The organism is Bacteroides sp. AF34-31BH (assembly GCF_003602795.1).
GTDB lineage: Bacteria > Bacteroidota > Bacteroidia > Bacteroidales > Bacteroidaceae > Bacteroides > Bacteroides uniformis.
Window position 1 is genome coordinate 258,838 of record NZ_QTLV01000005.1, and the last position, 6,722, is coordinate 265,559.

7 protein-coding genes are annotated in these 6,722 nt (G+C 40.2%); all 7 read right to left on the minus strand.

All coding sequences use genetic code 11. From position 1 onward, the window contains the following. A partial coding sequence (locus DWZ67_RS20405; RefSeq protein ID WP_243635152.1) for a phage integrase SAM-like domain-containing protein occupies positions 1-188 on the minus strand: 188 nt, incomplete at its 3' end. A gap of 288 nt (positions 189-476) precedes the next feature. Next, complete coding sequence (locus DWZ67_RS10580; RefSeq protein ID WP_008661919.1) at positions 477-776, minus strand: nucleotidyltransferase domain-containing protein; 300 nt, start codon at positions 774-776, stop codon at positions 477-479. Positions 777-798: 22 nt separating this feature from the next. Beyond that, a complete protein-coding gene (locus DWZ67_RS10585; protein ID WP_253280721.1) occupies positions 799-1,104 on the minus strand; it encodes a HEPN domain-containing protein in 306 nt (101 codons plus the stop codon). A gap of 251 nt (positions 1,105-1,355) precedes the next feature. Continuing rightward, a complete protein-coding gene (locus DWZ67_RS10590) occupies positions 1,356-2,483 on the minus strand; it encodes an AAA family ATPase (RefSeq protein ID WP_005825750.1) in 1,128 nt (375 codons plus the stop codon). A 164-nt stretch (positions 2,484-2,647) separates the two neighbouring features. Further along, on the minus strand, positions 2,648-2,989 hold the full coding sequence (locus DWZ67_RS10595) for a hypothetical protein (protein ID WP_005825747.1): 342 nt from the start codon (positions 2,987-2,989) through the stop codon (positions 2,648-2,650). Between the two features lie 90 nt (positions 2,990-3,079). Next, the gene (locus DWZ67_RS10600; protein WP_057087495.1) at positions 3,080-6,391 is read right to left on the minus strand and encodes a hypothetical protein; all 3,312 of its coding nucleotides are present in this window, start codon (positions 6,389-6,391) and stop codon (positions 3,080-3,082) included. 98 nt (positions 6,392-6,489) lie between these two features. Beyond that, positions 6,490-6,722, minus strand: a 233-nt coding sequence (locus DWZ67_RS20260; RefSeq protein ID WP_133302940.1) for a hypothetical protein, incomplete at its 5' end; no start/stop codon positions are given.

Genomic DNA, 6,722 nt, shown 5'->3' on the forward strand with positions numbered 1-6,722 from the left:
AAGTTTTCGAATCTCTTCAGTACGGTCGGGCTCAGCCTGCGCATGGGCATCGGTTGCCATTTGGTGAATGCCGAGAATGCATTCACCGCTGACTGGTAGATGTGTGCCGTCCCCCACCTGCCGCCTTCCCGGAGTTCCCCGATGACTGAGGAGAACATCTCTTGTAAGGTAATTTCATTTCTATTCATTTCCAATTTATTTATAAAAGGTTTACCTTACAAGTATATACAATTATAGCTGCAAATACAATGATTTCATATTCCTCATTTTTTGCAATATCAAGTGATTATTGCTGCAAGAGAAAAATGTTTAAGTCATGATAGGGATTGGATGAAGAAGGGAATAAGTAAGAGAAAAACGCTCAGGTATGTATTTCGCAGTACTTGGTATGGTACGAAGATTTAGGAGAAGAATATGCGTTGGAAGTAAAAAAGAATATAAATTATAGAAATAGATGGCATGTGATAAACAAGACTTCATTGTATTAGAATTCCAGTTTTTCTAATATCACAATAAAGAGGATTGTCCATATCTTCTGTAAGTAGGACTGGCTCTATAAGGTTACTTATCTTGCGTCTAAGTTTCCACAATAGAGGAGTATCTTTAAAATAATCGTCATCCAGGCGTTCTACTATCACAGCAATATCTATATCGCTGTCTGCTCTATAATTTCCTTTACTGTACGAACCATAAAGATAAAGGGCCTTTAATGGTAACTTCTCCGCTACCATTTCCTTATAGCGTTTGGCAAGGTTTATAGCTTGTTCTTTATCCATAATTGCAACTCTTTAGTTTGGCTCAAAAGTTCAGCACAGTATTTAAGCTCTTCATTAATCTTTCTTTATAAGAGGGGTAACGGGCTTCTATATTAAGAGGTTCAAGCTTGTCTATAAAGTCTAACTGCTCCTCCGACAATTGCTTGTCCAATCCCGTTCTCTCCGCAAGTCTGGATAGTGAATGCATCTTTAGAGTAACTTCCATTAAGCAATTAGTCCCATATGCTTTGAGAATTTTCTCTATTGTTTGATGGCACATGAAACCGACATAGAGATAACGGCCTGTAAGCAGCATTGCATTCGCTGTTTCCAAATCATAATCTGACATCTCAATCCAATAAGGTTACTTTACTATCCATATTTCGAGTCTTTAGAACAAAGATGGTTATTATCCTTCAAACAACAATGATTTGCTACAATATTTTATCCGTTGGAACCATATTGAAGGTATTTACTTTAGTCTTATAATTATATTTTGCAAAGCCTGCTGCATTTCTACCCATTTCTAAATTGTTTATAAATGGTTTACCCTGCAATTACAAATAAATTGAATGAATATAAGATTCAAGAAAGAAACCATTAAAGCTTGTTCCTTTGCAACCAAAGTTGGAAGAACTGATCATATACCTGGTAAATGCCTTTATCATAGGTAATAAAGTCTTTTTCCAGTAGTCCTTTTACAGCTGAAGAGACAGAACTGGCAGATTGCAACTTGTATTTACGTACAAAGTCACCGCTTGAGATAGCCTTAGCTTTTCCCTCTGCTGCTATTGCCATAAACACAATACGTTGCTTTTCGGGCATCTGATATAATAAGGCATCATAGGTATCGGCAGAAAAATCCAGAAGGTCGTTAATGGCAGTATCTATCATTGAGGGAATACATATTTCTCCAGTTCCGGTCATGGAAAATAAAATGTTCATAACCTTCTGCATATACGAAGTTATACCATTGAAGCGCTCATATAGCTCTGTTACCACTAATGTATCTAAGTGTTTGCTTGCTCGCTCAAAGTGCCTAAGGCAGAACTCCGCGTATTTATCAACAGAAATGGGAGGCAGGTTTATCAGTGTAACCGATTGGTAGAATGGACGTGCCGGAGAAGTAAACATTGCCCCCATCAGATGCCTATGGGACCCGGAGAAGACAAAGTGGGCATTGGAACAGCGTTGTATATGTGTCCGTAGTGCCGCTTCTATGTTGGGATCGTCTGCATATTTGGTTATTTGCTGGAATTCATCAATGGCGATTAGGCAAGGCTTCCCGGCATTATTCAGATAGGAGAATATCTCATCCAATGTTGCAGAGGGATTAGTTATAGCTCCCAGACCGATTCCCCAGGTAGGCTGTCCATTCATGTCGAATGTTATTTCGGAACGAAGGGAGGCCAGTACATTCAAGAAGGTACCCCATACGGATTTTCCTTTTGGACGTAGTTCATCCAGTACAGCCTTGCCGAAAACATTCACAAAATCGCGTACAGAGCTTGTGGCATAAATATCGATGATGAAAGTGTGGTAATGCTCCTTGATTTCCGGCTGTCCAAAACAATGCCGCAGCAAGTCTGTTTTGCCTAATCTGCGTGGGGAAATCAATGCAATGTTGTTCTCATTCGTCAAAAGTGAGACAATTTTAGCCGTTTCTTTCTCTCTGTCACAGAAATATTCCGGTGATACATAGCCGTTCGTAACAAATGGATTTTTCATATGATTATTGAGTTTACACGCAAATATAAGGAAAATATCACGATAATCATAAGATGATAATCATAAAACGATTATTATTGGAAATGTGTGGTTGACTATCATATGAAATGGCTATTCTTTTCCTCATCCAAAGAATAGAGGAATAGTAATAGCCATTTTCTGTTTTAATCTTGATATTCAATTTCTTCACCAAGAGCTTGACGTATCATATTATGTTCATTGCGATAGAGTTTACCATTACGCAGATAATAATAGTTAAAGTAACCGGCAAACTCAATAGTGGCATACTTTAGTGTATCTCCTTGATTATAGACTTTCCATGTACCCTCGTACGAACTGGAATCATCATATTGAATCAGGGTGGTGGAGTCGGCTCGAAGGTCGAATTGGATACCGGTTTCAGTAACGAATTTGCCTGGAAAAGGATGTGTAGCTGCTGACTTCTTACATGAAGAAAAGCAGATGAGTGAAACTGACACAGTCAAAATGAATAGTATTTTCTTCATATCTGATATTTATAAATGAAAGATTGAAAAAAAGGACGCCCTGCAAGAGGACGTCCCTTTTATTAAATTATATCAAGAATCTCTTCTTAATTATTTGGCACTCGGTGTACCGGCAGCCTTCTTAACGATGACTTTCAGGTTATCCTTGCTCAATACCCCCCACTTGTAGTTGACATTTACTGTCAAGAACATATTGTAGTCAACGTTAACCGGTGTACCATGGTTGTTGAAGTATGCCAAGTGAGTCGGGTCAGCATCGACAGGTTTAGCTGTTGACTTGTCTGTAGACTCATCCCAATTCATCATCTTCAATGAAGCATTGGTCGGCAACTTACCGTCAGTAGTACCCTCCTTGTGCTCATAAGTGCTGGTTGCAGCATTCCAAGCCAAGCTGGTAGTGGTCTTATCAGTCAAGAACTTGACTTCACGTACGGCATAGTAGTCATACAAAGCATGTGCATAAACTTCATCACCAGTGGCCTTGTCAGCTACAGCAGCAGCTACCGGTTTATTATTCCAGTCAGTGAATGTGAAGTTCTTGGCAACGCTCAAGAAGCTACCGTCAATTTCAGCATCAACGAAGTTGTCGCTGATAGAACCGTCAATAGTCAACGGGTTGATGAAGTGTACCTCAAATTCTTGAACTGGAATAACATTGAACTCATTGTATGCAACAACTAGTTGTACAGGAACTTCCTTGCCAATCAACTTGAGGGCGGCATCAGTACCGTTCAAGTCATCTTTTTCGTGGAGACGGATGATACTGGAGCATTCATTTACGCTATTACCTAATTTTTCATCATAATTCCAAGGCAAGTTCTTTTTGTTTTCTGTAGCATCAGCACCCATCAGGTTATTGATAGTGGCAGCCAAATCGTTAGATTGTTTATAATCATTAATTCCTGCATCCGTTCTACCGATGTTACTGTTGTCACTTACGACTTCGTCTTTTGCTGTACCTTTAGTCTTATACCACAATTGAGTTTTGTCATCGCTTGTGACAAAGTCTTTCAAATGCGGATAAGTAGTCAGGTCTTTCATGCGTGTTTCGTCAAAGATAAACTTAACCTCTGCACACTCACGAATATACTGGATGAATTGAGCCAAGTTGGCTGGCTTTTCTTTGGTCGGTTCGTATACAAAGCCATTAACTAAGTCAGCTTCGATGTGGCTATAGTCTTTCAGCGTACAACCGTCAGTAATACCCGGATATACATGCGGGTCTTTCTGTGTTCCACCGTCATTTGCAGTAGTGTAAACAATCGGATTCACATTGAAGACACCTTCGCCCTTACCATTCTTCCAGAATGTACCTTGGTATGCAAACTTCTGTGCAGGAACAACGATTGTCTGCTTGAATGTCTGCTTGATATCACCATTCAAACCAGCTTCGTCAATGTACTTAACGTCGATTTCGAATGTAGAAGCATAAGTCTTGGTAGACTCATTGTAAGCCAATGTACCAACAGTCTTCGGGTTCATAGCCCAAACTAAGTTGTAAGACGTATTGTCTTCAGCATCGTGCAATAAAGCAAATACAAGGTCTTTATTGTTTTTAATCGCTTCCTTACCGTCTTTGCCAACTTTGTCAGAACCTTCTTGCCAGTCAGTAGCCACCTTAGAAACAGCTAATTTAGACAAATCTACCTTCTTGCCGTCTTTTCTCAGTTCAAGAATCTCCATATCTGTATAGATGCTGTGGAACTGAGTCTTACTCATACTCTGACCACCGTCGAACTTAACCATATGATAGATCTTCTCGTTCATTTCCTTAGAGAACAACTGCTGGAACATATCCTTGCAAGTTACAGTATCGTTCGGGAATGTAATGGCAGCAATCGTTTGATCCTTTTCACCGGTCCAACGAATCTTGATATAACGTACAGCAATCATGTTGCCATTATTCTTGTCCCACAATTCAGCACGAATGATAGGTTCGCGACCGATGGAAGTCTTGGAATATTCTGTATCTCCCAACTCTACGTCGTAAACTTCAGACTTCAGCGTGTAGCCGTCAGACAAGATGCGGCCGAATGCCTGTTCGTCAGTCTTACGGTCACCTTGCAGATACTTAGCTTTTGCTAAAGAGAAACGGAATTCCAGGCCATAGTCGGCGTAGTTCGTCAATTCCTTGTGAGAAGCGTGTTGTTTGTCAGTATAAGTATAGCATACAGTAACCAACGTTCTCAAGTCAAGTGGACTGTCATATGACTGCTTAACATCAACCAATTGTTCGTTGCCTGATTTATACAAGCAGAGAGAGTCATGATAATGAACGTATTTACCATCCTGCATTTCGTCTGCAAAATCAGTCGTGAAGTCCTTCGTGAAGTCAATCTTCTTGTTAGCCAAATAAGGATATACAGTAGATTCTTCGATACGGCTGTATTCGGAATTTACAAATACGTCTTTACCAGCTTCTTTCTCAGCATCTGTCAGGTTTTTGTCAGCAATAGGAGTCTTCAGAGAAGCCATCCAGAACTTTTCAAGTTTACCTTCACCGTGAGCGCTACCGGTTGTGCCGATGCTCTTGCCTACGTAATCTGCATTCTTCTTATAAAGAACAGTCATTACACCGTCTTTTACATCGTAGTCTACAACTTCGAGAGGCTTGTTCTGAGAAAGTTCAGGAGCAGCCTTTGTTACGTTCTGAGAGGTAAAGCATTCAAACATAGGAAGCTTAACATCTTCTTTCATCACACCGATGCTCGGGCTAATCTTGTAGCTTACCTCATTCTTTTCGGTAGAAATGCTGAGTGCCTTGGCGCCCTTTACAGCAGTGTGGTCCAAAACCGGGCGATCAGTGTGCTTAGACGGGTCTGCTTCGTGGTCAGCATAGTTCTTGGCAGCAAAAACCTGCGGTGTATACGTCAGTGTCAGCAGTTCAATTGAAGGAATGCCGTTGATGTGCGTAGTTGGAATCAGCGTAAGGCTGGTCAATCGGTGACCAATCAAAGCCATAACTTTAACACTCAGAGTTTCGACATCTGTAGCCAATTTCTTCAAATCAGCTTCAGAAATAAACTCACTTGCCAGACTCTCCTTCAGTTCTTTGATCTTAGTATCAACAACCTCTAAAGATGCCAGCTTTTCCATTTCTTTTTCCAAAGCATCTTGTAATTTCTCTAAATCAGCTTCAGATACTCCTCCTTCGCTTGAACCAGCCTTATCCAGAGCTTCCTGAGCTTTGGCCTTGGCTTCGTTTGCGGCAGTTTTAGCTTCATCTACAGCTGTCTGCAAAGTAGCAACTTTTGCATTCAGGTCATCAAGTGAAGCTTTCTTGTCCAGTTGTCCCTGCAAGTCCTTGATGTCGTCATCATAGTCCTTACAAGACGTGAACGTTCCTGCAGTGCCCACCATTAAGGCGCTGAACAGGATCACACTTAGAAACTTTTTGTTCATAATTGAAAACTTTAAATTTATAAATTTACAAAAATAAAAAGTGAATAATCTCTCATTTTGAATCCCTTTCCATACTTCTTTTGTTACTAAGTATTCCGTTACTTCGCAGGTAATGAAATCTTGTTAATTTCGTTAATAATCAGGGAATAAGGAGAAAATAGACCGGTTTTGTTTGGAATAGTAAAAAACAGTCCGTTGGGATATTGGAAAGAGGATTGGAAGTCCAGAAAGATGACAGTTGGAAAGGGATGAAATGAGGCTCTCAAAGAATGAAAGTATGTATTTTTCAGTTCAAAAGGTTGAATGACAGTCCATTGATAGCACCAATGGG